Annotated in this window: 19 protein-coding genes; 9 read left to right on the top strand and 10 right to left on the bottom strand. The window is 68.9% G+C overall.

Translation table 11 applies throughout. The features are described 5' to 3' along the window. Together E3O44_RS03635 and E3O44_RS03630 are read right to left on the bottom strand one after the other, a co-directional pair. A complete protein-coding gene (locus E3O44_RS03635) occupies positions 1–723 on the bottom strand; it encodes a response regulator (RefSeq protein ID WP_241975995.1) in 723 nt (240 codons plus the stop codon). After that, the gene (locus tag E3O44_RS03630) at positions 707–2,377 is read right to left on the bottom strand and encodes a sensor histidine kinase (RefSeq protein WP_134532550.1); all 1,671 of its coding nucleotides are present in this window, start codon (positions 2,375–2,377) and stop codon (positions 707–709) included. The genes E3O44_RS03635 and E3O44_RS03630 overlap by 17 nt, the downstream gene beginning before the upstream one ends. A 136-nt stretch (positions 2,378–2,513) precedes the next feature. On the opposite strand from E3O44_RS03630, the gene E3O44_RS03625 reads away from it, so the two are divergent. Beyond that, entirely contained in the window at positions 2,514–3,908 is a 1,395-nt protein-coding gene (locus E3O44_RS03625) for a cation:dicarboxylate symporter family transporter (protein WP_134532548.1), read from the top strand. A 146-nt stretch (positions 3,909–4,054) separates the two neighbouring features. Further along, positions 4,055–6,766, top strand: coding sequence for a magnesium-translocating P-type ATPase (gene mgtA, locus E3O44_RS03620; RefSeq protein WP_134532546.1), 2,712 nt, complete (start codon positions 4,055–4,057; stop codon positions 6,764–6,766). Between the two features lie 18 nt (positions 6,767–6,784). On the opposite strand, the gene E3O44_RS03615 is transcribed toward mgtA, so the two are convergent. The 7 genes from E3O44_RS03615 to E3O44_RS03585 form a co-directional block, all read right to left on the bottom strand. Next, on the bottom strand, positions 6,785–7,222 hold the full coding sequence (locus E3O44_RS03615; RefSeq protein WP_134532544.1) for a flavodoxin family protein: 438 nt from the start codon (positions 7,220–7,222) through the stop codon (positions 6,785–6,787). 119 nt (positions 7,223–7,341) lie between these two features. Continuing rightward, positions 7,342–7,935, bottom strand: a complete 594-nt coding sequence (locus tag E3O44_RS03610) for an energy-coupling factor transporter transmembrane component T family protein (protein ID WP_134532542.1) — start codon at positions 7,933–7,935, stop codon at positions 7,342–7,344. Further along, a complete protein-coding gene (locus E3O44_RS03605) occupies positions 7,932–8,612 on the bottom strand; it encodes an energy-coupling factor ABC transporter ATP-binding protein (protein WP_134532539.1) in 681 nt (226 codons plus the stop codon). Before E3O44_RS03605 ends, E3O44_RS03610 begins: the two co-directional genes overlap by 4 nt. A 6-nt stretch (positions 8,613–8,618) precedes the next feature. Continuing rightward, complete coding sequence (locus E3O44_RS03600) at positions 8,619–9,257, bottom strand: biotin transporter BioY (RefSeq protein WP_134532537.1); 639 nt, start codon at positions 9,255–9,257, stop codon at positions 8,619–8,621. 67 nt (positions 9,258–9,324) lie between these two features. Further along, positions 9,325–11,112, bottom strand: coding sequence for a glycoside hydrolase family 15 protein (locus tag E3O44_RS03595; protein WP_134532535.1), 1,788 nt, complete (start codon positions 11,110–11,112; stop codon positions 9,325–9,327). Positions 11,113–11,184: 72 nt separating this feature from the next. Continuing rightward, on the bottom strand, positions 11,185–11,616 hold the full coding sequence (locus E3O44_RS03590) for a hypothetical protein (RefSeq protein ID WP_134532532.1): 432 nt from the start codon (positions 11,614–11,616) through the stop codon (positions 11,185–11,187). 114 nt (positions 11,617–11,730) lie between these two features. Further along, on the bottom strand, positions 11,731–11,919 hold the full coding sequence (locus E3O44_RS03585; protein ID WP_134532531.1) for a hypothetical protein: 189 nt from the start codon (positions 11,917–11,919) through the stop codon (positions 11,731–11,733). 138 nt (positions 11,920–12,057) lie between these two features. On the opposite strand from E3O44_RS03585, the gene E3O44_RS03580 reads away from it, so the two are divergent. The 3 genes from E3O44_RS03580 to E3O44_RS03570 are packed head-to-tail and all read left to right on the top strand — an operon-like array spanning position 12,058 to position 17,677. Beyond that, positions 12,058–12,690, top strand: a complete 633-nt coding sequence (locus tag E3O44_RS03580; protein ID WP_241975994.1) for a TetR/AcrR family transcriptional regulator — start codon at positions 12,058–12,060, stop codon at positions 12,688–12,690. A gap of 5 nt (positions 12,691–12,695) precedes the next feature. Further along, positions 12,696–15,719 carry an MMPL family transporter gene (locus E3O44_RS03575; protein WP_134532528.1) on the top strand — a complete coding sequence of 1,008 codons (3,024 nt, stop codon included), beginning with the start codon at positions 12,696–12,698 and terminating at the stop codon, positions 15,717–15,719. Then, the gene (locus tag E3O44_RS03570; protein WP_134532525.1) at positions 15,716–17,677 is read left to right on the top strand and encodes a YhgE/Pip family protein; all 1,962 of its coding nucleotides are present in this window, start codon (positions 15,716–15,718) and stop codon (positions 17,675–17,677) included. The genes E3O44_RS03575 and E3O44_RS03570 overlap by 4 nt, the downstream gene beginning before the upstream one ends. A 103-nt stretch (positions 17,678–17,780) precedes the next feature. Here the strand turns inward: E3O44_RS03570 and E3O44_RS03565 are convergent, their stop codons facing one another. Next, a complete protein-coding gene (locus E3O44_RS03565; RefSeq protein ID WP_134532522.1) occupies positions 17,781–18,638 on the bottom strand; it encodes a sugar phosphate isomerase/epimerase family protein in 858 nt (285 codons plus the stop codon). A gap of 136 nt (positions 18,639–18,774) precedes the next feature. On the opposite strand from E3O44_RS03565, the gene E3O44_RS03560 reads away from it, so the two are divergent. Genes E3O44_RS03560 through ilvN form a run of 4 tightly spaced genes read left to right on the top strand, consistent with a single transcriptional unit; the run spans position 18,775 to position 25,159 of the window. After that, entirely contained in the window at positions 18,775–21,024 is a 2,250-nt protein-coding gene (locus tag E3O44_RS03560; RefSeq protein WP_241976051.1) for a bifunctional alpha,alpha-trehalose-phosphate synthase (UDP-forming)/trehalose-phosphatase, read from the top strand. Positions 21,025–21,067: 43 nt separating this feature from the next. After that, positions 21,068–22,762 (top strand): dihydroxy-acid dehydratase, encoded by a 1,695-nt coding sequence (gene ilvD, locus E3O44_RS03555; protein ID WP_134532517.1) that lies wholly within the window; start codon positions 21,068–21,070, stop codon positions 22,760–22,762. A 38-nt stretch (positions 22,763–22,800) separates the two neighbouring features. Then, positions 22,801–24,645 (top strand): acetolactate synthase large subunit, encoded by a 1,845-nt coding sequence (locus E3O44_RS03550; RefSeq protein WP_134532514.1) that lies wholly within the window; start codon positions 22,801–22,803, stop codon positions 24,643–24,645. Positions 24,646–24,649: 4 nt separating this feature from the next. Further along, positions 24,650–25,159 (top strand): acetolactate synthase small subunit, encoded by a 510-nt coding sequence (gene ilvN, locus E3O44_RS03545; RefSeq protein WP_134532511.1) that lies wholly within the window; start codon positions 24,650–24,652, stop codon positions 25,157–25,159. Positions 25,160–25,215 lie beyond the last annotated feature (56 nt).

The following is a 25,215-nucleotide window of genomic DNA, read 5'->3' as shown; positions in this document are numbered from 1 at the left end:
TCAGGGACGCGGTATGCGCTTCCAGGCATATTCGTTCTCCGGGCGGCCCGGCGTGCCATAGCGCGGAGAGCGCAGAACGGTTCCGGTGTCCGCGAGGTACTCGAGGTACCGGCGCGCCGTCACCCGGGAGATACCGAGTTCGTCGGTGACCTCGCTCGAGGAGACGGGAGACTCGTGCTCCTTGAGGAAGTCGACGACGGCAGAGAGGGTGCCTTCCGCGAGTCCCTTCGGCCGGGGAAGCTCCGCGGGCGCGCGCAGGCTCGCGAACGCCAGGTCGACGTCCGACTGGCTGGTGACCCGGGACTCCGTGCCGAGCTGGAGCCGGAAGTCCCGGTACTGGCCGAGCTTCTGCGCGAAGGTCGCGTAGGTGAACGGCTTGATCAGGTATTGGACGATGCCCGCCGCCACGGCGCCGCGCACGATCGTCAGGTCTCGCACCGCCGTGATCGCGATGATGTCCGTCATCAGCCCGGCCGCACGCATCCGGCGGCTGACGTCGAGGCCGTGGAGGTCGGGAAGGGTCATGTCCATCAGGACCAGGTCGATCGAGCGGCCGGCCGATTCCGCTTCCGCCAGCGATCGTAGGGCGGAATGTCCGTCCCGCGCGGTTCCGGCGTGCACGAAGCCGGCCAGACGACCGAGGTAGGCCGCGTGGGCTTCCGCCGCGATGGCCTCGTCCTCGACGACGAGCACGCGGATGTCCGGGTCAGGCATCGTGCGCATCCGTCGCTCCGGCGGGGCTCGCGCCGGCGACCTCCGGGTGGAGTGGCCGGCAGGGCAGCGTGACCGTGAAGACCGCGCCCGTCCTGCGGCCGATGGAGAGGGTGCCGCCGAGCCGGTTCACGGTCTGCTTGACCAGGGCGAGGCCGAGCCCGCGCCCGAATTCTCCGGGTTCCTTGGTGCTGAAGCCGCGGCGAAGCACGTCGTCGACCGTTTCGGGATCGACGCCGCGGCCGCTGTCTGCGACTTCGACGACGACAGCGCGTGCGCCGCTGTGCACGGAGAAGTGGACCTCCCGGGGCGCCGCGGCATCCATTGCGGCGTCGAGGGCGTTGTCGATCAGGTTGCCCACGATCGTGACGAGGTCCCTGGCCTGCAGCCCGGTGTCCGACAGGCTCCCGGTGGCCTCGACGGTGAGGCCGACGCCGAGCTCGCTGGCCTGTGCGAACTTGCCCATCAGCAGTGCGCTCAGCACGGGCTCGTCGACAGACGCCACCACCTCGTCCGTCAGCATCTGGCCGAGTTCGAGGTCCCTCGTCGCGAATTCCAGCGCGTCTCCGGTGCGGCCAAGCTCCATCAGCGAGACGATCGTGTGCAGCCGGTTGGCGTGCTCGTGGGTCTGGGCCCGCAAGGCGTCGGACAGGGTCTGCATGGACTGCAGTTCGCTGCCGAGAGACTGCAGGTCGGTGTGGTCGCGGATCGTGGCCACCCACCCCATCGGCGTCGGTTTCGCCCGGCCGCCGACGGGTGGCGCCAGTGCGGGCTGCTGGTTGACGACGAGCACCCGGGTGCTGGTGAGATGGATCTCGTCCTGGACGGGCCGGCCGCTGCGGAGCAGGTCTCCGAGCCCCGCAGGGAGGTCGAGTTCGCCCAGAGTCGGGGCGGCGGCCCCGCCCATCGGATTCGCCGGCCGGGACGGGATGCCGAGGAGCTCTGCGGCCTGGTCGTTGTAGAGCACGAGGTCGCCCTTCAGGTCGACGAGGACGAGGCCTTCCCGCACGGAATGCAGCACGGAGTCGTAGTACACGAACAGCTGGGCGAGCTGTTCCGGTCCCCAGCCCAGGGTGACCCTGCGCAGGTAGCGCCCGATCAGGGACGTGACCAGCGCGCCGGCGACGAGGAGGGCGAGGGCCAGGCCCAGGACCTCGGGCAGCCGGGCGGTCAGCGCGATGGACAGGTTGCTGGTCTTCACACCGGCGGCGACGAGCGCGCGCACGGCTCCCTGCGCGTCGACGACGGGCACGACCGCGCGGACGGACGGACCCAGGGTTCCCGTCGTGACCTCGGTGAACGGCGTTCCCGCCAGCGCGGGTGCGATGGCGCCGATGTACGGCCGCCCGATTTCCGACTCGGTCGGGTGAGTCCATCTGGTGCGGTCGGGCGCCATGATCGTGATGAAGTCGAGTCCGGCCTTCTGCGTGACGCTCAGGGCATAGGGCTGCAGGAGGGCGCTCGGATCCGCCGCCCCGCTGGCCTCCAGCACGAGCGGGTTCTCCGCGATGGCCGTCGCGACCGACAGCATCCGGCTCTCGGTCTCGGCGTAGCCGCGATCGCGGGCATCGATGAACAGGGCGGTACCGACGAAGGCGGTCAGCGCGACGATGAAGAGGGAATGGGCCAGGAAGAGCCGGCGCGCGATACTCCAGCCGCGGATCATGGCATGCCGCCCTTCTCACCTCGATGTGACTCAAAAACCGTGTGCACGTCGCGCGTGAACAATATGACCGCAACCGTGACGTCACGCACCGCGTCGACCATTCTGAAACGCACAACACCAGACAAAGGAGTCTCTCATGGCAGCACTGCGAGCCACACGCCCGGTTCGGCCGGCGAAACGGATCGATACGTCGCATTACCTGTACATCGCGGTCGTCGTGGCCGTCGTCCTCGGCATCACCGTCGGACTGCTCTTCGGCGGGAAGGACGGCTTCGCCGTCTCGCTCAAGCCTCTCGGCGACGTGTTCATCGCCCTGATCAAGATGATGATCTCGCCGATCATCTTCTGCACGATCGTGATCGGCATCGGCTCGATCGCCAAGGCCGCGACCGTCGGCCGGATCGGCGGACTGGCACTCGGCTACTTCCTGGTCATGTCCACGTTCGCACTCGGAATCGGGCTGCTCGTCGGGAACCTGATCCACCCCGGCGCAGGACTCGACCTGAAAGCGGCCGCGGCATACGTGCCGCCGGCGGCCGCGGACTCGCAGGGCTTCTTCCTGGGCATCATCCCGACGACGTTGTTCTCGTCGTTGACGAGCGGCAACATCCTGCAGACCCTCTTCGTCGCCCTGATCGCCGGGTTCGCCCTGCAGAAGATGGGCAGGGCCGGCAAGCCGATCCTCGAAGCGATCGCGAACGTGCAGGCCCTCGTCTTCCGGATCCTGATCATGGTGATGTGGCTCGCCCCGATCGGCGCGTTCGGCGCCATCGCGGCGGTCGTGGGCGCCACGGGTTTCCAGGCCGTGGTCAGCCTCTTCACCCTGATGGGCGCCTTCTACCTCACCTGCATCCTCTTCATCGTCGTCATCCTCGGCGGGCTGCTGAAGATTTCCACCGGCGTGAGCATCTTCAAGCTGATGCGTTACCTCGGCCGCGAATACCTGCTGATCTTCTCGACGTCCTCGTCGGAGGCGGCGCTCCCGCGGCTGATCGCCAAGATGGAACACCTCGGTGTCTCCAAGCCGGTCGTCGGCGTCACCGTGCCGACCGGGTACTCGTTCAACCTCGACGGCACCGCCATCTACCTCACCATGGCCTCCCTCTTCATCGCCACCGCGATGGGCCAGCCGCTCGCCCTCGGCGAGCAGATCGGCCTGCTCGTGTTCATGATCATCGCGTCGAAGGGAGCCGCCGGGGTGTCGGGGGCCGGCCTCGCCACCCTCGCGGCGGGGCTGCAGGCCCACGCCCCGCAACTGCTCGGCGGCGTCGGCTTCATCGTCGGCATCGACCGGTTCATGTCGGAGGCCCGCGCACTCACGAACTTCACCGGCAATGCCGTGGCCACGGTGCTGATCGGGTCCTGGACCCGCGAAATCGACCGGGCCCAGGTCGACCGCGTCCTCGATCGTCTCGAGCCGTTCGACGAAACCACGATGATGGCGCACGCCATCGACCCCACCCCCGCTGAGCGGTCGGCCGAGGCGGAACGGGCCGCGCAGTCTGCGGTGCTCGAAGACGCCCGGCGCTGACCCGGGATTCGCCGGCGGCGCCGGGCTCGCCTCCCTCGGGGGCGGGCTCGCCGCCGCGCATCCGTCGTCCCGCGGGGGGAGGGATAGTCTCGGAATCAGCGCCGTACGAGGCGCCTGACCGGGGGACCGAGAAGAAGATGACGGAGATGTCCGACCTCACGTCGAAGGCAACCGCAAGCCTGAGCCAGAATCCTCCCGGCGCGCCGCCGCTCGCGGACTTCGCCAGCAGCAGCGCCGAAGAGGTACTGAGCGCACTCGGGTCGACGGCCGCGGGCCTGAGCGGTGTCGAGGCAGCGCGCAGACTCGCCGAGACCGGCCCCAACGCGGTCCGCACGCACAAGGCGGGCCCTCTGTCCGTGTTCGGCAGGCAACTGCGCAGCCCGATCCTCATCCTCCTGATCGTGACGGCCGCCCTGTCGCTCCTCCTCGGGGACGTCACCAACTCCATCGTGATCGGCGTCATCCTCCTCGCGAGCGTCGGACTCGGTTTCAGCAACGAGTACCGGGCCGAACTCGCCGCCGAAGCCCTGCACTCGCGGGTGACGCACAAGGCCGTCGCCGTCAGGGACGGGGCCCTCGTCGAGATCGATGTCGTCGATGTCGTCCCCGGCGATATCCTGCACCTGTCCCTCGGCGCCGTCGTCCCCGCCGACATCCGCCTGCTCTCGTGTGAGGACCTGCTCTGTGACGAGAGCATCCTGACCGGGGAGTCACTTCCGGTGGACAAGTCGCCGGACCCCATCCCCGGCGGGGCTGCTCTCGGCGACCTGAGCTCCTGCGTGTTGATGGGCACGGTCGTGCAGTCCGGAAGCTGCGCCGGTGTCGTCGTCTACACGGGCGCCCATGCCGAATTCGGGCGGATCGCGCTCGGTCTCGGCACCCGGCAGCCGCAGACCGAGTTCGAGCTCGGCCTCCGGCGTTTCTCGATGCTCCTGCTCCAGGTCGCGATCGGGTTGACGACGCTCATCTTCGTCGCGAACCTGCTCCTCCAACGCCCCCTGCTCGAGTCCTTGCTGTTCTCGCTCGCGATCGCGGTCGGGATCACGCCCCAGCTCCTGCCCGCCGTCGTCTCCACGAGCCTCGCCACCGGAACCAGGGAGCTGGCGAAACGCAAGGTCCTGGTCAAGCGCCTGGTCTCGATCGAGGACCTCGGCGACATGGATGTGCTCGTCACGGACAAGACGGGCACCCTGACCGAGGGGAAGATCTCCTTCACGACGGCGATCCCGGCAGCCCCGCACGTGCAGGCGGGAGACGTCCTCCGGTTCGGCCTGCTCGCCACCGAGGTCGACTATTCGGCGGGCACGGTGTCCACGGTCGGGCAGAACCCCCTCGACATCGCCGTCTGGGCCTCGCCGGACGCCGCAGCGTCGCGGGTGTCCGAGTACACCCGCCTCGACGTGATCCCGTTCGACCACGAGCGCCGGATGACGAGCGTCCTGGTGCGCGATTCCGCAGGCACAGTCACCCTCGTCACCAAGGGGTCGCCGGAGGATGTGCTCCGGGTCTGCCGGGATGTGGCACCGGCCGCACGGCACCTGCTCGACCAGCAATACGAGAAGGGCAGCCGCGTCGTCGCGGTGGCGACCCGGACCGCGGCCGGGCTCACGGGCATCCGCTCCGCCGATGAGACTGACCTCACCCTCGCCGGGTTCCTCGTCTTCCTCGACCGCCCGAAAGAGAGCGCGCGGGTGTCGCTGAAGCGGCTCGAGACCCTCGGCATCTCGGTGAAGATCGCCACGGGGGACAACGCCCGCGTCGCGGAAAAGGTGTGCGGCGACCTCGGCCTCGAGTCGGGAGGCACCCTGACGGGCGGGGAGATCGACGCGCTCACGGATGCCGAACTCGCGGTCCGCGCGGAGGAAGCGAGCATCTTCGCCCGGGTTTCCCCCGAGCAGAAGTCCCGGCTCATCCACGCCCTGCGGGCCAATGGTCGGGCGGTCGGTTTCCTCGGCGACGGCGTCAACGACGCCCTCGCCCTGCACGGAGCCGACATCGGGATCTCGGTGGACAGCGCAACGGACGTCGCCAAGGACGCCGCGGATGTCGTCCTGCTCGACAAGGACCTGGGAGTACTCGCCGACGGGGTCATGGAAGGACGGCGGATCTTCGCGAACACGATCAAGTACGTGCTGATGGGCACCTCGAGTAATTTCGGCAACATGTTCAGCGCGGCGACGGCGTCCGTCGTGCTCAGCTTCCTGCCGATGCTGCCCGGGCAGATCCTGCTGAACAACCTGCTCTACGACGCCGGCCAGCTCGCCATCCCCGGCGACCGGGTCGACAAGGAGCAGCTGCTCGCGCCGTCGCACTGGGACATCGGCTACATCCGGCGCTTCATGTTCCTGTTCGGGCCGATCAGTTCGCTCTTCGACTTCGCGACGTTCGCACTGATGCTCCTGGTCTTCCAGGCCGCGCCCGGGGAATTCCGGGCCGGGTGGTTCATCGAGTCGCTCGCCACGCAGACGCTGATCATTTTCGCGATCCGCACGCGCCGGGTGCCGTTCCTGCGGAGCAGGGCCTCACGCGGGCTCACCCTCTCGGCGTTCTCCGTCGTCGCGATCGGGATGTACCTGCCGTTCTCGCCGCTCGCCGGTGTGCTCGGCTTCGACCCGCTGCCGCTGCCGTTCTTCCTCGCCCTGGCCGGAATGACGGTGCTGTACCTCGTGCTGGTCGAGTTCGCCAAACAATGGTTCTTCAGTCGCCCAGCGCAGCAGCCCGCCGCCACTCGTCAGCGGGTCTCGAGTCACCACCTTGCCCGGCGCGCGGCACGATTCAGCGTCGTGGAACCGGGAGCGGTCGTCGCCAGGCGACGGTCGGCCACCCGGCGCCGGCGGGCCAGGGCCGGACGTAAATAGCGCCACGAGGGCGGCGGGTCAGGAAGCGAGGGCGGTGACGATCGAGTCAGCCCACTCGCGCGCCCTGTCGAGCTCTCCGTCGGCGAGTGGTCCGGTCTTGCCCTCGACGATGAAGCCGGTCGGCCGCGCCAGGACGTGGGCGCCGGCGGACTTGAGCTTGCGGGTCACCTTGCCTGCGGCATCCCCGTGAATCGGAGAACGGAGCCGGGTGTCGAAGGCCGCCGCCTGGATGCCGCGCAGCGATCCCGCGCCGAGCTGGTCGAGGAACGCCAGCATCCGCGGGGACGGACGCCAGCCGTTGATGGGGCAGCCGAGGACGAGGAGGTCCACTCCGGTCAGGCTGTCCGGGCTGACGGTCGAAACGAGCACCGCACTGCCGCCGAGCGCATCTGCGATGGCCGCTGCGACGGTTTCGGTGGTGCCGAAGTTGGAATCGAATACAACGAGCGCGCTCACGAGCGGCCTCCAGCCGGAAACGATGGTTCAGATGCTCCCAGTGTGCTCCCGGCCCGTGGGGCTGTCGAGGCTCGCTCGTGCCGGGGAAGTGCCCAGAACGGGTGCCATGCCGGTGCGGATCAGTCGTCGAGACCGCGCGCGACGAGGGCCTCGCCGATCGCATCCGCCGCGTACAGGGAGCGCACGACGACCGGAACCGCGAGAGCGAGCAGGGAGCTCTGGGTGCCGCGGGCCCGGCGTGCTTCGAGCACGTCGGTGACGATCTCGGCGACGAGGGGGATGCAGCGCAGCGTGATCGCCACGAGCAGACCGACCCGGTCGGCATCGACCCAACGACCGAACGGGCGGAGCAGCCGCTGGAACCCCTCGAGCACCGCCGTCACGGTGGTCGTCAGCGTGAACAGGGCGGCGAGGGCGACGGCCACGAGAAGCCGCAAGGCCATGACGGCAGCCGGAACCCAGCCGGACAGAAGTGCCTGGATCGGCACGGCGATCAGGAGGATCCAGAGGATCGGACCGACCTGCTGCCAGGCCGCGCGCGCGGGCACGCCGGCCAGGAGATACAGGCCGGCGACGACGCCGAGCGCGATCAGGAGCTGCCACGGTTCGCCGAGAAAACCGACCCAGAGCACGCCGGCAGACAGGACGGCGAGCTTGAGCAGCGTCGGAGCCCGGTGGAGAAGTGAGTGCCCGGGCGAATAGAGGCCGATCATGCGAGCAGAGCCCGGTAGGCGTCGATGGCCACCGACGGTGCGCCGTCCGCGATGATGGCCCCCTCCTCGATGCAGATCACCCTGTCGAAGTCCTCGAGCAGGTCCAGCTGGTGGGTGACCACGATCACTTGCTGGGTCATGGCCCGGAACAGGTCGGCGATGCGCCGGGAGTTGCGGGCGTCGAGGAGCGTCGTCGGCTCGTCGGCCACGACGACCTGTGGCTCGCCGACGAGGACCGCGGCGAGGGCGAGCAGTTGCTTCTGGCCGCCGGAGAGTCGATGCGCCGGATGGGTCGCGTGGGCGGTGAGCCCGAAGCGGTCGAGTGCCGCCCGGGTGCGCTCGGCGATCTCGGCGGCGCTCAGGCCGCGTTTGCGGAGGCTGAACGCGACGTCTTCCTCGACGGTGGGCATCACGATCTGGTTGTCGGGATTGGTGAAGATGAAGCCGACCCGGCGTCGTACTTCGCGCGCGTTCTTCGTGACGAGGAGGCCGTCGACCGTGACGGTGCCGGCATCCGGTGTGATGAGTCCGTTGATCAGCCGGACGAGGGTGGATTTGCCTGAGCCGTTCGCGCCAACGATCCCGATGCGGCGTTCGGAGAGGGTGAGGCTCAGGTCGCGGAGCACGCGGCGCTCGCCGAAGGAGTGCGACACCCCGTCGAAGACGATCGTGCTCACGGCGGCCTACTCGTCCGAAGCCTGGGCCTGGGCCTGGGCCGAGGTCGCGGTCGAGGTGGGGGAGGACACGGCGACCGCGCGGCGGCGGGGGATGAGGCCCGGGTATGCGCGGTGCACCTGCCGGGCGACGAGCACCGTGACGACGGCCTTGAGCAGGTCTCCGGGCAGGAACTTCGAGGCGTCGATCAGGGCGCCCCAGATCGGGAGGTGCAGGGTGAACGCCGTGACGGGGACACCGACGGCATAGATCACGACGATGCCGCCGAGCACGGTCGCGCCGAGGGCAGGCCAGAACGGGTATTTCGGGAGGAGTCGGCCGGTGAGGTACCCGATCACGAGCACGCCGATGAGCCAGCCGTAGAGGTACCCCGCGGACGGCGACGTCGTGAACCAGGCGAGACCGCCGCGGCCGCCGGCGAGCAGCGGCAGCCCCGCGGCGGTCAGGGCGAGGAGGAGCAGGACGGCGAAGAAGCCCTTGCGTGCCCCGAGGATCGCGCCGGCGAGCATCACGCCGAGGGTCTGCAGGGTGATCGGAACCGCGATCACGCCGAGGGACAGGGGCCCGGGGACGCCGAGGGCCGCGATCAGCGCGGCGAAGATGGCGATCTGCGCGAGGTCGCGCACGGTCAGGGTTCTGGCGGTCATGGTTTTCAATGTACGAGCAGGGCGGGGGCGCTTTCCAGAGGAGACCTACAAAGAATCCGGTGGATCTCTATCGGGAGGTGCCCGATTCGGCGGCCGTGATCGCATCGGCGGCACGCACGAGGGCGAGGTGGGTGAGTGCCTGCGGCGTATTGCCGGCCTGGCGGCCCTCGCCGACGTCGTAATCCTCGCTCAGCAGTCCCACGTCGTTGGCGAAGCCGACGAGCCGGTCCATCAGCGCCCTGGCGTCGTCGCCACGCCCCGAGCGTGCATACTGCTCCACGAGCCAGAACGAACAGGCGAGAAACGGATGCTCGCCGCCGGCCAGTCCGTCGACCGGGACCTCCGTGCGGTAGCGCAGCACCAGGCCGTCTCTCAGCAGGTCGGCCTCGATCGCGGCGACCGTGCCGAGCATCCGGGGATCCGTCGCGTCGTGGAAGCCCACCTGGGGAAGCACGAGCAGGGAGGCATCGACTTCGGTGCCGCCGAAGTACTGCGTGTACGTGCCGAGTTCGGTGTTGAAGCCGCGCAGCTCGATGTCGCTCCGGATCTCGTCCCTGAGGGCGGTCCAGCGCTCGACGGGGCCGTCGAGGCCGAATTCCGTGCAGCCCCGCACCATCCGGTCGAAGGCCGCCCAGACCATCACCCGCGAGTGGGTGAATTCGCGGGCCGGTCCGCGCACCTCCCAGATGCCCTGGTCCGGCCGGGACCAGTTCCGCTCGAGGGACCCGATCAGGGCGCGCTGCAGCGGCCAGGAGAATTCGCCCTCGGTGAGGCCGCTGTGGCGAGCGGCGTGCAGTGCGACCATGACCTCGCCGATCACGTCGGCCTGGAACTGGTCGACGGCGCCGTTGCCGACCCGCACGGGGCTCGACCCGCGGTAGCCCGGCAGGCTCGTGACCTCGCGCTCCGGGAGGTACCGTTCCCCGGCGAGGCCGTACATGATCTGCACGTCGTCCGGGTCGCCGGCGATCGCGCGCAACAGCCAGCCGCGCCAGTCGTGGGCCTCGGTGTCGTAGCCGTGGGCGAGCAGCACGGTCAGGGTGAGTGCCGCGTCGCGGAGCCAGACGTACCGGTAGTCCCAGTTGCGGTGACCGCCGCGGAATTCGGGCAGGGAGGTCGTCGCCGCCGCGACGATGCCGCCGGTGTCCTCATGGGTGAGTGCCCGCAGGACGAGCATCGAGCGGACGACTTCGTCCCGGTACGGGCCGTCGTGCGTGCACGACCTGGCCCAGTCCGTCCACCAGGCGGTCGTGGCAGCCAGGGCGACGTCGACGTCGACGCGTCCGGGTGGCGGCCGGTGTGACGGATGCCAGGCGAGCTGCAGGTCGACAACCTCGCCCGCGGCGACCGTGAACGTGGCCGTGTGCCGGTGATCCGCGGATGTCAGTGCCGGGCCGCGCACGGCGATGGCGTCCGGCCCGGCGACGGCGAGCAGGACCGTCTCGTCGTCCTGCCGGACCTGGCGCACCCAGGGAATGCTCGCGGCGTAGCCGAAGCGGATGCGCAATTCCTCGGTCATCTCGACGGAACCGGACACGCCGCGCACCCGGCGCAGCACGTCCGGCCTGCCGTCGCCGTGCGGCATGAAGTCGAGGACCTCGACCTGACCGGTCGGGGTCGTCCAGACCTGGGAGAGGATGAAGGTGCCCTCGAGATAGCGGCGGGTGCTCGTGGCGGCGGGGTCCGCCGGGGCGAGCAGCCAGCGCCCGTGGTCCTCGGTGCCGAGGAGCGCTCCGAACATCGAAGCGGAGTCGAAGCGCGGCAGGCAGAGCCAGTCGATGCTGCCGTCACTGCCGACGAGGGCCCCCGAACGGCAGTCGCCGATCAGGGCGTAGTCCTCGATGTTCAGCGGCATGCAGACATCCTGTCATCGCACGGGTGCGCTCCGAGGCGAGCGGATGCCCGGTTCAGGATGCAGAGGAAATCCTCAGGCGACGAGGCGGGCGCGTTCCGCGGGCTCGACGGCGGTGTAGCCCGGGAGCGGGACCGCGGAGACGAACCGTTCGGGTTGCGCGGCCGCCGGCTTGCGGGCTGCAGCATCCGGTTCGGCCCAGACGGTGATGGGAGCCGGTGTGAACGACAGGGCCGCCGGTTCGCCGACCGACTCGCCGCGCAATTCGGACGTCGCACTGCGGAGCGCCGACGTCAGGGAGGCCGCCACCTGGCGGGCCTTGAGTCCGTGGAAGATCACGTCGGTGTCCGCGGGACTGCGGGGAACGAGGGTCCAGAGTCCCTGCTCGCCGATCAGCCGTGACAGCTCGCCGTGGAAGAGTTCGAAGACCTCGTCGTCGCTGAGCTCCGGGGTGGGTATCACCGGCACCGGGATGACGGGTGCGGCACGCCGTCGTCGACCAAACATCGGGAGCCCCTTTCGATCGATGGCTCTTTCTGCTATTAGTGTGACGGCCCTGGGCAGGATTGAGCGGCGGACACGCCGGTCACTCGCGAGTCCGAGTCGGAAGCCGCGGGTTTTCTAGCTGTCGATTTGCCGCTCATCGGCATCTTTGACGATGGTGCCTATCGCGACGGCTGCGCTCAACGCCCAGCCGATCCACATGAGCACCAATCGCCAGTCGCGCGGTCCGCGCCGGGTGGCCTGCAGGATGTTCCAACCGCCGGCGACGACGCCGAGCATCGCGCTGCTGAAGATGAATTTTCGCATGGGTCCTCCGGGAACCACGGTACCCGGATCGGGGCGGCGACGGGCGCAGGCGCGAATCATCGTCCGGCATGTTTCCGTCCGGTGAACAATCTGACCGATCGTGCAGGAACTGACCGATCGGTCAGCTAAAGTAGTCCAGTGCAGATCGAACCGGAAGCCATACTCCCCGTAGTGACCGCGACCGCGACCGTCCGTCCCGGTGCGGGCGCCGAGTTGCGGGTCATGGCACTGCAGCAGTTCGCCGCCGTGGGATTCGCCGGAACCTCGCTGCAGCAGATCGCGGCATCCGCCGGATACTCGAAATCGAGCGTGCTCTACCATTTCGCCTCGAAGGACGCTCTCCTCGGTGAAGTGCTGACTCCGGCCATCGAGCGTCTCGAGGCCATCCTCGGCGATTTCACCTCCACCTCCGAGGACGCGGCCTCCCGCAGGCAGTTCGTCGAGGACTTCGTCGATTTCCTGCTCCAGTACCGGCTCGAAGTCCATGTGCTGATCAACCAGGCCCAGTCCCTCAAGGGCATCGCCGTGATCGACAGGGCCAGGGCCCTGATCGTGCGCCTCGGAGACGCCCTCTGCCAGGAACACGCGACGACCATCGACCGGATGCGCTTCGGTGTCGCACTCGGCGGTGCCGCGTATTCCCTCGTCGCAGGCCTGACCTTCTTCGATGAGGACATCACGCCGCCCGACGACCTGCGTCCCGCCCTCATCACTCTCCTCTCCGAACTCCTCGCCCCCGTCGCCGTCCGCACCACCCAGCCCAGGAAGTAATCACAATGGCAACCCTTCTGTATCGGATCGGCCACTTCGCCTATAAGCGCGCGTGGCTCGTCATCGGCGTCTGGGCGCTCCTCCTCATCGGGATCCTCGGCGGCGGCATCGCCCTCGGCGGCAAGACCGCGGAGTCGTTCGCGATTCCGGGCACCGAATCGCAGGATGCGATCGACCAGCTCGCCGCCGTCTTCCCCCAGGCGGCGGGCGCCTCCGTGCAGGTGGTCTACCGGACACCCGACGGGGCATCCGTCACCGCGGAGCCGTACAAGACGGCCATCACCGACATGGCGACCGCACTCGAGGCCGTTCCCGGCGTCGTGTCCGTGATCACCCCGTATTCCGAGTACGCCTCGAGCGCCATCTCGAGCGACGAGGCGACCGCGCGCAGTGTCGTGCAACTCGACGGGCCATCCGCAGACGTGACGGACGCGACCCTCAACGCCGTCACGGCGACGGCCGCGATCGCCGAGAAGGCCGGTCTCGAGGTCGCCTTCGGCGGCCAGGTCTTCTCGTCCAACACCTTCGGCATCACCATCACCGAGGTATTCGGCCTCCTCTTCGCCGGGGTCGTGCTGCTGATCACCTTCGGCTCGCTCGCCTCGGCGGGAATGCCGCTGCTGATGGCGCTCATCGGCGTCGGCGTGGCCATCGGCGGCATCACGGCGATCTCCGCGTTCGTGCCCGTCTCGAGCACCGCGCCGATGCTCGCGATGATGCTCGGGCTCGCGGTCGGAATCGACTACTCGCTGTTCATTCTGTCGAGGCATCGGACCCAGCTCGCGAGGGGTGTCGAACCGCACGAATCGGCCTCGACGAGCGTGGCCACCGCCGGGAGCGCGGTCGTCTTCGCCGGGCTCACCGTCATCATCGCCCTGCTCGGACTGCTCGTCGTCGGAATTCCCTTCCTGAGCGTGATGGGCGTGGGAGCCGCGGTCGCCGTCTTCATCGCCATCCTCGTCGCCATCACCCTCCTGCCCGCCATCCTCGGCCTGGCCAAGGGCCGCCTCACCCCGAGACCCGGCGGGCGCGCCCACAACCGGGCGACCATGCCGGACACCGGCCGGCCCACGATGGGCCGCCGCTGGGTCGGCCTCGTGATGAAGGCACCGATCGTCGCCGTGATCCTCGTCGTCGGAATCCTCGGCACCCTCGCGATCCCCGCCCTCAGCCTCGACCTCAACCTGCCGGACGGCGCCTCCGAGCCGGTCGACTCGACCCAGCACAAGGCATTCACCATGATCGAGGAGGGCTTCGGCCCCGGCTATAACGGCCCGCTGATCGTGGTGGTCGACATCACCCAGACCACGAACATCTTCCCGGACCTCGAGACGATCAGCGCCAAGCTGCGCACCCTGCCCGACGTCGCCTTCGTCGGCAAGGGCACCCCGAACGCCACGGTCGACACTGCAATCATCCAGGTGATGCCGAACAGCGCACCGAACGACCCGAAGACCAAGGACCTCGTCCGGGCCATCCGCGACCTCGCGCCGGGGATCGACTCCGAACTCGGGACTCCCGTCACGGTGACGGGAGCGACGGCCGTGTCGATCGACATCTCGAACCGGCTGAGCAACGCGCTCATCCCGTTCGCGCTCATTGTCGTCGGGCTCTCCATCATCCTGCTGACGATGGTGTTCCGCTCCGTCTTCGTGCCGGTCAAGGCTGCGATCGGGTTCCTGCTCTCCGTCTTCGCCTCGATCGGCGCGACCGTCGCGATCTTCCAGTGGGGCTGGTTCGCCGACCTGCTCGGGGTGAGCACGCCAGGCCCGATCCTGAGCTTCCTGCCGATCCTGCTGATGGCCGTGCTCTTCGGACTCGCCATGGACTACGAGGTCTTCCTCGTGTCCGGGATGCGTGAGGAGTACGTCAAGAGCAACGACGCGCGCCAGGCCGTCGTCTACGGCTTCGCACACGCCGCCCGCGTCGTCACCGCAGCGGCGCTCATCATGTTCTTCGTCTTCTTCGCCTTCGTGCCAGACGGAACCGGGGCGATCAAGGGCATTGCGTTCGCCCTCGCCGTCGGCGTGTTCCTCGACGCGTTCCTGGTGCGGATGACACTCGTGCCCGCCGCGATGGCCCTCGCCGGCCGTGCGGCCTGGTGGCTGCCGCGCTGGCTCGACCGGCTGCTCCCCAACGTCGACATCGAAGGCGAAGGACTTCGCCACCACATGCTCGACAGTCACTGGGCGAAGGCGCAGGACGGCGCCATCACCGCAGACCAGGCAGTCTTCGGCCTGCCAGGCAGCACGATCGGCCCGCTCACTGTCTCGGTGCCGACCGGATCTGTGCTCGTCCTCACCGGGACCACCGCCCATCGCCGGGTGGTCGCCGCGACGCTCGCCGGCCGCCTCGACCCGGTATCCGGTCGACTCCAGGTCCTCAGCTATCCGCTGCCCTCCGAACGCGGTCGCGCTTTGCGCGTCGTCGCGCTCGCCGACGTCGGCGACAGCCGCGACAACGGCCTGACCACGGGCGAACTGCTCGCCGAACGGCTCGACCTCACCCAGCCCCGGTTCCGCTCCCGCAGCCGCCGCGCCCAGCTCGACGGCTGGATCGGACGCATCAATCGCGCCGTCGCCGACGACATCTCCCCGGTTCCGGCGATCACCGCGGACACCCCGGTGTCCTCCCTCTCCGCCGTCTCCCGTGCCGCGGTTCTCGTCGCTGCGGCGCTCGCCGAGCGTCCGGGCGTCGTCGTCATCGACCTCGGCGACGGGCTCCCCGCCGATCCCGCGGGCCCCGGCATCGGCGTCGTGGTCGCACGGCTCGCCCCCGCAGACACCACGCTGATCCTCGCAGCGGCTTCGCAGCATCCGCTCACCGCCGCCGGCCGGGCCGTTCAGGTCGTCGACCTCGAAGAGCTCGCGCCCGCCGAAGCGGCGGAGCTCGTTTCCGTCGGCGCTCTCGGCGGGTACCCGCCGCTCGAACCGGAGCCACGTCATGCGACCCGGCCAACGGACACCCTCGACCCCCGCGACGCCGTCATCGGCGCCGACTCCCTCGATGGAAAGGCCGCACTGCGATGAGCACCAGGCTCGAACGACTCTTCAGCCGCACGCCGGGCCAGCGCCGCTGGACCTTCGGCGCCGTACTCGCCGGACTGATCGTGGTGCCCCTCGCGGTCGCAGGCGTCTTCGCCGGCGCGCTCGCGACCGCGGACCAGCGGCTCGACACCCTGCCCGCGATCGTGGTCAACAACGACACGTTCGTGACGACGACGGCCGCGGACGGCACCAAACAGACCGTGCTCGCCGGGCGCCTGCTCGTGACCGAGCTCACCGCGCCGGCCTCGTCGCAGACGGCTTCGACCGGGTTCGCCTGGACGATCTCGAATTCCGCGGACGCTGCGGCGGCACTCGCCTCCGGCAAGGCGTACGCGGTGCTCACCATCCCCGCCGACTTCTCCAAGTCGATCACCTCGATCGGCACCGCGGCGCCGACCCAGGCCGAACTCGCCATCCGCACAGACGACGCGCATTCCTATCTCGCCGGAACCGTCGCGGGGACGGTCGGTTCCGCGATGACGGGCGTCTTCGGCAGGCAGATCACCACCCAGTACCTGAGCGGTCTGTACGCAGGCCTGACCACGCTCGGCGGGTCGCTGACCACGGCAGCGGATGGCGCAGGCCAGGTCTCCACCGGGGTCACCGGAGTGGCCACCGGCCTGGATTCCCTCTCCGGGGGCGCGGCCTCCGCGGCCACCGGTGCGGCCTCCGCCGCGACAGGGGCGTCGAGCTTCGCGACCGGCGTGACCGCGTACACGAACGGCGTGGATTCCCTCAGCGCGGGTCTCGCCAAGCTCAACACCGGTACGGCAGGGCTCAGTGCCCTCAGCAGCGGAGTCGCCCAGTACACCGGGGGAGTCACGCAGGCGGCGACCGGGTTCACGGACCTGAGCGAGGGCTTTGACAAGATATCGGCGGCGATTCTCGCGAACCCTGCTAATGCCGGATACAAGAAAACCCTCGATGACTATGCGGCCGGACTCGCGCGTTACCAGGGCGGACTCGACACCCTGTCGACGCAAGGCGCCGGCCTCAGCCAGCAGACGACATCCGCCCTCACGGGAGTGCAGGGCGGCGTCGCGCAGAGCGCGACCGGGGCCGCGAAACTCGCAGCGGGCTCCGCATCGCTCCGTTCGGGTGCGACCGGCCTCGCCTCCGGGGTGTCGAGCCTCTCCAGCGGCGTCTCCCAACTCGCGACGGGGACCGCTGCCGCGGCGACCGGGGTGCACCAGCTCGAGACGGGCGCGAGCCAGCTCGCGACCGGGCTCGCGTCCGGCGCCGAAAGCGCGAAGAAGCTGAACCAGGACGATCCGGCGCAGTCGGCTTCGGTCGTGTCGGAGCCCGTCGCCATCACGACGAGCCGCGACAACCCGATCACCACGATCGGCCCGCTCCTCGGGATGGTCTTCGTCCCGGTCGGCCTCTGGATCGGCGCCCTCGCGATCTTCCTCGTGATGCGCCCGGTGACGAGGACGGCGCTCGCCTCGACGGCCTCGACCGGACGCCTCGTCTCCCGTGGCTTCGGCCGGGCATTCGGCCTCGCCGCGGCCCAGGCGGTCGTCGTGGTCGCACTCCTGCACGCATCGCTCGGCGTGACCTGGACCCTGCTCCCTGCGACGCTCGGCTTCGCGGTCTTCCTCGCGTTCGTGTTCGTCGCGGTGCACCAGTTCCTCACCGTCGCGTTCGGACGGGTCGGGATCGTCGTGTCCCTCGTGCTCCTCGCCCTGCAACTCACGGCGGTCGGCGGGCTCTACCCGATCGAGCTCGTCTCGGCGCCGTTCCAGGCGATCAGCCCGTTCCTGCCGCTCACCTGGGCCGTGCGCGGCATGCAGGGGATCGTCTCCGGCGGCGGCGCCGGCGCGCTCGACGCCGTGGGTGTCCTGCTGCTCTTCGCGGTGGTGTGCATCGGCCTGACGTTCTGGGCCGTGGCCGCCAAGCGCGGTCCGCGCTCCTTCGCCCTGGCCCTCGCCCGGGGCTGACATAGCAGTTCCTTCCGCGAAAGCGGGTGAATCGTCGGTCTGAGCGCATCAGACCGACGATTCACCCGCTTTCGCGCGTGTGTGGGCGGGTGTGGGGGTGCCGCTAGTGCTGCTGGCCGGGACGCAGGGACTCGTGGGCGCGGGGCGAGCGCGGGGCGCGGCGCACCCGACGCTGGGCGGTGTGCAGGCGGGCGAACGCGAGGGTCTCCACGAGCAGCACGAGGCGTTCCTGTTCGGTGCGGGCCTTGCGGGTGTTGACCTCGGCGACGATGCGACCGTCCCAGCCCGTGCGCGCGAGCAGGTTGAGCACCTCGGCGACCGGCTCGTTGCCCCGACCGGGAAGCAGGTGCTCGTCGAAGACCTTGCCCTCGTCGAGGGAACCGGACCCGTCGCAGAGATGCACGTGCCGGAGGCGGTCGCCGAGCTCCGTCGCCATGGCGAGGCTGTCGAGCCCGCTCAGGGCGCAGTGCGAGAAGTCGAGCGTGACAGCGTCGCAGTCCATCCGGGTGGTGTCCCAGCCGGGGGAGTACGCCTTCATGCTCCGGCCGCCGAACTTCCAGGGGAACATGTTCTCCACCGCGATCTCGATGCCGCTGTGCGCGCCGATCTCGCGCACGGAGTCGAGGAACGTGACGGCGAAATCGGCCTGCCAGCGAAACGGCGGATGCACGACGACGGTTCGCGCCCCGACCTCGGCCGCGAGCGCTGCCGAGCGTTCGAGCTTCACGAGCGGGTCCCGACCCCAGACGAAATGAGTGAGCAGGAGCACGGGAGCGTGGATCGAGAAGATCGGCAGCTTGTACTTCCGCGACAGGGCCAGGAGCGCACCGGCGTCCTGGGTGACCTCGTCACGGGAAACCATGATTTCGATGCCGTCGTAGCCCGCGAGTTTCGCGAGCCGGAATGCGTGCTCTGTCGAGAGCGGATAGGCGCACGTGGTGCTCATGCCGATGCGAATCATTGGCGCCAGAGTAAACCCGACTGCTGAACAGCGGGTGTCCCGTGCCCCAATTTTCAGGGGGCTCCATCCGGCCTGCTGGTATCCTTGGAAGTTCACCGAGGTGCGTGCGCCATGCAGGTACCGGAACGGACCAGCCATTTCGATTGAAGCCGTTGACACGCCCGCAGCCGAGCCGAAGGTCACGTACGCCCTCGTCGCCGTCTCGAACCGGCTGCCCGTCGACTTCGTCGTCGCCGAGGACGGCACCGAAAGCTGGAAGACCTCACCCGGCGGTCTCGTCACCGCACTCGAGCCGCTGATGCGCTCTTCGGACGGCGCGTGGGTCGGCTGGCCCGGCGTCGCCGACCGCGAGTTCGCCCCGTTCGAGAACGACGGCATCAACATCGTTCCCGTCTCGCTCACCGACGCCGACCTCGAGGACTACTACGAGGGTTTCTCCAACGACACCCTCTGGCCGCTCTACCACGACGTGATCTCCCCGCCGAGCTTCCACCGCGAATGGTGGGAGGCGTACGTGCGCGTCAACCGGAGGTTCGCCGAAGCGGCCGCCGAGGCCGCCGCATCCGGCGCGACGGTCTGGGTCCACGACTACCAGCTGCAGCTCGTGCCGCGAATGTTGCGGGACATGCGTCCAGACCTCGTGATCGGCTTCTTCAACCACATTCCGTTCCCGCCGTACGGCATCTACGCGCAGCTCCCGTGGCGCAAGCAGATCCTCGATGGCCTGCTCGGCGCCGACCTGATCGGCTTCCAGCGGCTCGCGGATGCCGGCAACTTCTCCCGGGCGGTCCGTCGCCTCTTCGGGTACTCCACCCGTGGTGTCGCGATCGACGTGCCGGGCGCCGGGGGACACCACCGCCGGGTGATCGCCAAGCATTTCCCGATCTCGATCGACGCCGTCGCATACGCCGACCTCGCGAAGCAGCCGGAGATCCAGGCCCGCGCGCGCCGCATCCGCGAAGACCTCGGCAACCCGAAGACGATCATCCTCGGCGTCGACAGGCTCGACTACACCAAGGGCATCGGCCACCGGCTGAAGGCCTTCGGCGAGCTCCTCGAGGACGGGTCGATTTCCGTCGAGGACGTCACCCTCGTGCAGGTCGCGAGCCCCTCCCGGGAACGGGTCGGCGCATACATGGCCCTCCGCGACGAGATCGAACTCGCCGTCGGCCGCATCAACGGCGACTATTCGACGATCAGCCACACCGCGATCAGCTATCACCACCACGGGTATCCGCGCGAGGAAATGGTCGCCCTGTACCTCGCAGCAGACGTCATGCTCGTCACCGCCCTCCGCGACGGGATGAACCTCGTCGCGAAGGAATACGTCGCCGTCCGCGGCGACAACGACGGCGTGCTCGTGCTGAGCGAATTCGCCGGCGCGGCCGACGAACTCAAGCAGGCCGTGCTGATCAACCCGCACGACATCGACGGGATGAAGGCGGCCATCCTGCGCGCGATCGCGATGCCGCGTCCCGAACGGCAGCGACGGATGCGCGCCCTGCGTCGCAAGGTGTTCGACAACGACGTCGCCGCCTGGTCCTCGTCCTTCCTGCGCACCCTTACCGAGGGCGCGGCCGTGCAGCCCGGCGTGCCCGATGACCTGGTGCACGCGCTCCGCGACTTCAGCTCGGCCGACTCGCTGCTCGTCGCGCTCGACTTCGACGGCACCGTCGCCCCGATCGTCGACAACCCGCAGGACTCGCGTGCCGTGGCCGGCACCCGCGAGGCCGTCGAGCGCCTGATCGGGATGGACGGCGTGCGTGTCGCCCTCGTCTCCGGCCGGTCGCTCGCCAGCCTGCGCCAGGTCGCCGAACCGCAGATCGAGGTTCTCCTGACCGGATCGCACGGCATCGAGGTGCAACTGGACACCCCGGACGAAGAGCTCGGTCTCAACCAGGACGAACTCGCCCAGCTCGACACGCTCACCCGCGTGCTCGAGCGGGTCTCGGCATCCGTGACGGGCGCCTGGATCGAACGGAAGCCCGCCGGGCTGGCCCTGCACACCCGCAAGGCGACAGCGCAGGCGTCCCAGGCCGTGCAACGCGACGCCCGCGCGCAGCTCGGCGCCGTTCTGCCGGATCTCACCGTGCGCGAGGGCAAGAACGTGCTCGAATTCGCCGTGCGTTCGAGCTCGAAGGGCGATGCGCTCGAACGGCTCCGTCTGTACACGGGCGCCGACCGCGTGTTCTACGCCGGAGACGACGTGACGGACGAAGACGCCTTCACCGCGCTGCGCCCGGGCGACCTGGGCCTGAAGATCGGCGCGGGCACGTCCCTCGCCGGCTACCGGGTGCGCGGGCCGGAAGAAGTGCCGCTCGTGCTGCAGCTGATCGCCGACCTCCGGGAGGCTGCGGGAAAGACCGGAACTCCCAGCGAACGGTAACCCTGCGGCAAAGTTCCCGAAACACAGGTTCTAGAATCACTACATGCCTGAGATCGATCTGAAACCGCGTAGTCGCGACGTCACCGACGGAATCGAAGCCACGACCTCCCGCGGAATGCTCCGCGCGGTCGGGATGGGCGATGCAGACTGGGACAAACCCCAGATCGGCATCGCGAGTTCCTGGAACGAGATCACCCCGTGCAACCTGTCCCTCGACCGCCTCGCGCAGGCGGCCAAGGAGGGCGTGCACTCCGGTGGCGGCTACCCGCTGCAGTTCGGCACCATCTCCGTCTCCGACGGCATCTCGATGGGCCACGAGGGCATGCACTTCTCCCTCGTCTCCCGTGAGGTCATCGCGGACTCCGTCGAGGTCGTCATGCAGGCCGAGCGCCTCGACGGCTCCGTCCTGCTCGCCGGCTGCGACAAGTCCCTTCCGGGCATGCTGATGGCCGCCGCCCGTCTCGACCTCGCGAGTGTCTTCCTCTATGCCGGCTCGATCGCGCCCGGCTGGGTCAAGCTCTCCGACGGCACCGAAAAAGACATCACCATCATCGACTCCTTCGAGGCCGTCGGCGCCGTCAAGGCCGGGCGGATGTCCGTGGAGGACGCCAAGCGGATCGAATGCGCCTTCGCCCCCGGCGAGGGTGCCTGCGGCGGCATGTACACGGCGAACACCATGGCGAGCGTCGCCGAGGCCCTCGGCATGAGCCTGCCGGGATCCGCGTCCCCCGCCTCAGCCGACCGCCGCCGCGACTACTACGCGCACCGCTCCGGCGAGGCCGTCGTCAACCTGCTGCGCCTCGGCATCACGGCCAGGGACATCCTCACCCGCAAGGCCTTCGAGAACGCGATCGCCGTGGCCATGGCCTTCGGCGGCTCCACGAACGTCGTGCTGCACCTGCTCGCGATCGCCCGCGAGGCCGAGGTCGAGTTGAGCCTCGACGACTTCAACACGATCGGCGACAAGGTTCCGCACATCGGCGACCTGAAGCCGTTCGGCAAGTACGTCATGAACGACGTCGACCGCCACGGCGGGGTGCCCGCCGTCATGCGCGCCCTGCTCGAGGCCGGCCTCATCCACGGGGACGCGCTCACCGTCACCGGCAAGACCGTTGCGGAGAACCTCGCGGAGATCGACCCGCCGGACCTCGACGGCGAGGTGCTCCGCACGCTCGACAACCCGATCCACAAGAGCGGCGGCATCACCATCCTCAAGGGTTCGATGGCTCCGGAGGGTGCGGTCGTCAAGACAGCCGGCTTCGACAGCGACGTGTTCACCGGGCCCGCCCGCGTCTTCGAGCGCGAGCGCGCGGCGATGGACGCCCTCACCGAGGGCGCCATCGAAAAGGGCGACGTCGTCGTCATCCGTTACGAAGGCCCCAAGGGCGGCCCCGGAATGCGGGAGATGCTCTCGATCACCGCGGCAATCAAGGGCGCCGGTCTCGGTGCCGATGTACTACTGTTAACGGACGGCAGATTCTCAGGCGGCACAACCGGACTGTGTATCGGCCACATAGCACCCGAAGCGGTGGACGCAGGTCCGATCGCCTTCGTGCGCGATGGTGATCTCATACGGGTCGATATCGCAGCTCGCACGCTCGACCTACTGGTCGACCCTGAAGAGCTCGACGCCCGACGAGTCGGCTGGGCGCCTCTCCCCCCGCGCTACACTCGCGGCGTGCTCGCCAAGTACACGAAGCTCGTGCAATCGGCGGCCGTTGGCGCCGTCACGGGGTAGCGCTCACCATTCGTACTCGACCTTAGGGACCTGACTCAATGACCGCGGAACAGAACCCCGTGCCATCACCCACGCCCTCGCCGACTTCGGCCGCCTCACCGTCCGCCGCGGCGACGGCCGCGGCCGGCTCCGGTGAGCCCGAACTCCTGACCGGCTCCGGTGCCATCATCCGCACCCTCGAACTGCTCGGCGTGACCGACGTCTTCGGGCTGCCCGGCGGCGCCGTCATCCCGCTGTATGACGAGCTGATGACCCAGGACGCCATCCGGCACATCCTGGTGCGCCACGAGCAGGGCGCCGGCCACGCTGCGGAGGGCTACGCCTCGGCGAGCAACCGCGTCGGCGTCGCCATCGCGACCTCCGGTCCCGGTGCCACGAACCTCGTCACGGCGATCGCGGACGCCTACATGGACTCGGTGCCGATCCTGTGCATCACCGGCCAGGTCTTCTCGACGCTGATGGGCACGGATGCCTTCCAGGAGGCCGACATCGTCGGCATCACCATGCCGATCACGAAGCACTCGTTCCTGGTCAAGCGGCCGGAAGACGTTCCCGGTGCGATCGCATCCGCCTACCTGATCGCCTCGACCGGCCGGCCGGGTCCCGTTCTCGTCGACATCACCAAGGACGCCCAGCAGAAGACGGCGCCGTTCATCTGGCCGCCGAAGATCGACCTGCCCGGCTACCGGCCGATCACCAAGGCCCACGGCAAGCAGGTGCAGGCGGCCGCCCAGCTGCTCGCCGACGCCAAGAAGCCCGTGCTGTACGTCGGCGGCGGAGTCATCCGCGCCCGCGCATCCGCCGAGCTGCTCGCCTTCGCCGAACTCACCGGCACCCCCGTCGTCACGACGCTGATGGCTCGCGGCGCCTTCCCCGACTCGCACGACCTGCACCTCGGGATGCCGGGCATGCACGGCACCGTCCCCGCCGTCCTCGCCCTGCAGGAGGCCGACCTCATCATCGCGCTCGGCGCCCGCTTCGATGACCGGGTCACCGGCAAGGTCAGCGAATTCGCACCGAACGCCACGATCGTGCACGTCGACGTCGACCCGGCGGAGATCTCCAAGATCCGTACGGCCGATGTGCCGATCGTCGGAGACGCCAAGGACGTGCTCGCCGACCTCGCCGTCTCATTCTCCGCGGTGCTGAAGACGACGACGCCGGACTTCACCGAGTGGTGGACCTACCTGGACGGTCTCCGCAAGGAGTACCCGCTCGGCTATTCCGAGCCGGCCGACGGCCTGCTCGCTCCGCAGTACGTGATCAAGCGCATCGGCGAACTCACCGGGCCGGAGGGCATCTACGCGGCAGGCGTCGGCCAGCACCAGATGTGGGCGGCCCAGTACATCAAGTACGAGCGCCCGAACTCCTGGCTCAACTCGGGAGGCGCCGGCACGATGGGCTACTCCGTTCCCGCTGCGATGGGCGCGAAGGTCGCCGAACCCGACCGGGTCGTCTGGTCGATCGACGGCGACGGATGCTTCCAGATGACCAACCAGGAGCTCGCGACCTGCACGATCAACAACATCCCGATCAAGGTCGCGATCATCAACAACTCCTCGCTCGGCATGGTGCGCCAGTGGCAGACCCTCTTCTACGACGGACGGCACTCCTTCACCGACCTGAACACGGGGCACGGCTCCGCGATGGTGCCCGACTTCGTGAAGCTCGCCGAGGCGTATGGTGCGCTCGGCATCCGGGTCACGAGCGCCGACCAGGTCGACGACGCGATCAAGCTCGCCCTCGCGACGAACGACCGTCCGGTCGTGATCGACTTCGTCGTGAGCCGGGACGCGATGGTGTGGCCGATGGTGCCGCAGGGTGTCAGCAACAGCTATGTGCAGTACGCCAAAGACCACGCACCGACCTGGGGAGAGGAGTAAGCCCATGAGTTCCCACGTCCTGAGCCTCCTTGTCGAGGACAAGCCCGGCCTGCTCACCCGCGTCGCCGGCCTCTTCGCCCGGCGCGGTTTCAACATCGAAAGCCTCGCGGTCGGCCACACCGAGATCCCCGGCCTGTCGCGGATCACCATCCTCGTCGACGTCGAGGACCTCCCGCTCGAGCAGGTCACGAAGCAGCTCAACAAGCTGATCAACGTGATCAAGATCGTCGAGCTCGACCCGGCGCAGTCCGTGCAGCGCGAGCACCTGCTCGTCAAGGTGCGTGCGGACAACACGACGCGGTCCCAGGTGCTCGAGGCGGTGACGCTGTTCCGTGCGCGGGTCGTGGACGTGGCCACCGACTCCGTCGTGATCGAGGTCACAGGGGATTCCGGTAAGACGCAGGCGCTGCTGCGCGTGCTCGAGCCCTATGGAATCAAGGAAATCGCACAGTCCGGACTGCTCGCCATCGGCCGCGGGTCCAAATCGATCACCGAACGCGTGTTCAAGAGCTAGCGTTCGCCCAGCACCCCCTTTCTTCACCGACCTTTCTTCACCAAACAACTAGGAGA

Origin of the sequence: Cryobacterium algoricola, assembly GCF_004402485.1 — a bacterium.
In the GTDB taxonomy this organism is placed as follows: domain Bacteria; phylum Actinomycetota; class Actinomycetes; order Actinomycetales; family Microbacteriaceae; genus Cryobacterium; species Cryobacterium algoricola.
Note: the sequence above shows the minus strand (reverse complement) of the source record. Positions and strands in the feature narration are given on the sequence as shown.

Excerpts from the sequence above, each read along its gene's own strand:
- E3O44_RS03635 (WP_241975995.1), bottom strand. The coding sequence starts at position 723 with ATGCGCACGATGCCTGACCCGGACATCCGCGTGCTCGTCGTCGAGGAC.
- E3O44_RS03630 (WP_134532550.1), bottom strand. The coding sequence starts at position 2,377 with ATGATCCGCGGCTGGAGTATCGCGCGCCGGCTCTTCCTGGCCCATTCC.
- E3O44_RS03625 (WP_134532548.1), top strand. The coding sequence starts at position 2,514 with ATGGCAGCACTGCGAGCCACACGCCCGGTTCGGCCGGCGAAACGGATC.
- mgtA (WP_134532546.1), top strand. The coding sequence starts at position 4,055 with ATGTCCGACCTCACGTCGAAGGCAACCGCAAGCCTGAGCCAGAATCCT.
- E3O44_RS03610 (WP_134532542.1), bottom strand. The coding sequence starts at position 7,935 with ATGATCGGCCTCTATTCGCCCGGGCACTCACTTCTCCACCGGGCTCCG.
- E3O44_RS03600 (WP_134532537.1), bottom strand. The coding sequence starts at position 9,257 with ATGACCGCCAGAACCCTGACCGTGCGCGACCTCGCGCAGATCGCCATC.
- E3O44_RS03595 (WP_134532535.1), bottom strand. The coding sequence starts at position 11,112 with ATGCCGCTGAACATCGAGGACTACGCCCTGATCGGCGACTGCCGTTCG.
- E3O44_RS03590 (WP_134532532.1), bottom strand. The coding sequence starts at position 11,616 with ATGTTTGGTCGACGACGGCGTGCCGCACCCGTCATCCCGGTGCCGGTG.
- E3O44_RS03585 (WP_134532531.1), bottom strand. The coding sequence starts at position 11,919 with ATGCGAAAATTCATCTTCAGCAGCGCGATGCTCGGCGTCGTCGCCGGC.
- E3O44_RS03575 (WP_134532528.1), top strand. The coding sequence starts at position 12,696 with ATGGCAACCCTTCTGTATCGGATCGGCCACTTCGCCTATAAGCGCGCG.
- E3O44_RS03570 (WP_134532525.1), top strand. The coding sequence starts at position 15,716 with ATGAGCACCAGGCTCGAACGACTCTTCAGCCGCACGCCGGGCCAGCGC.
- E3O44_RS03565 (WP_134532522.1), bottom strand. The coding sequence starts at position 18,638 with ATGATTCGCATCGGCATGAGCACCACGTGCGCCTATCCGCTCTCGACA.
- ilvD (WP_134532517.1), top strand. The coding sequence starts at position 21,068 with ATGCCTGAGATCGATCTGAAACCGCGTAGTCGCGACGTCACCGACGGA.
- E3O44_RS03550 (WP_134532514.1), top strand. The coding sequence starts at position 22,801 with ATGACCGCGGAACAGAACCCCGTGCCATCACCCACGCCCTCGCCGACT.
- ilvN (WP_134532511.1), top strand. The coding sequence starts at position 24,650 with ATGAGTTCCCACGTCCTGAGCCTCCTTGTCGAGGACAAGCCCGGCCTG.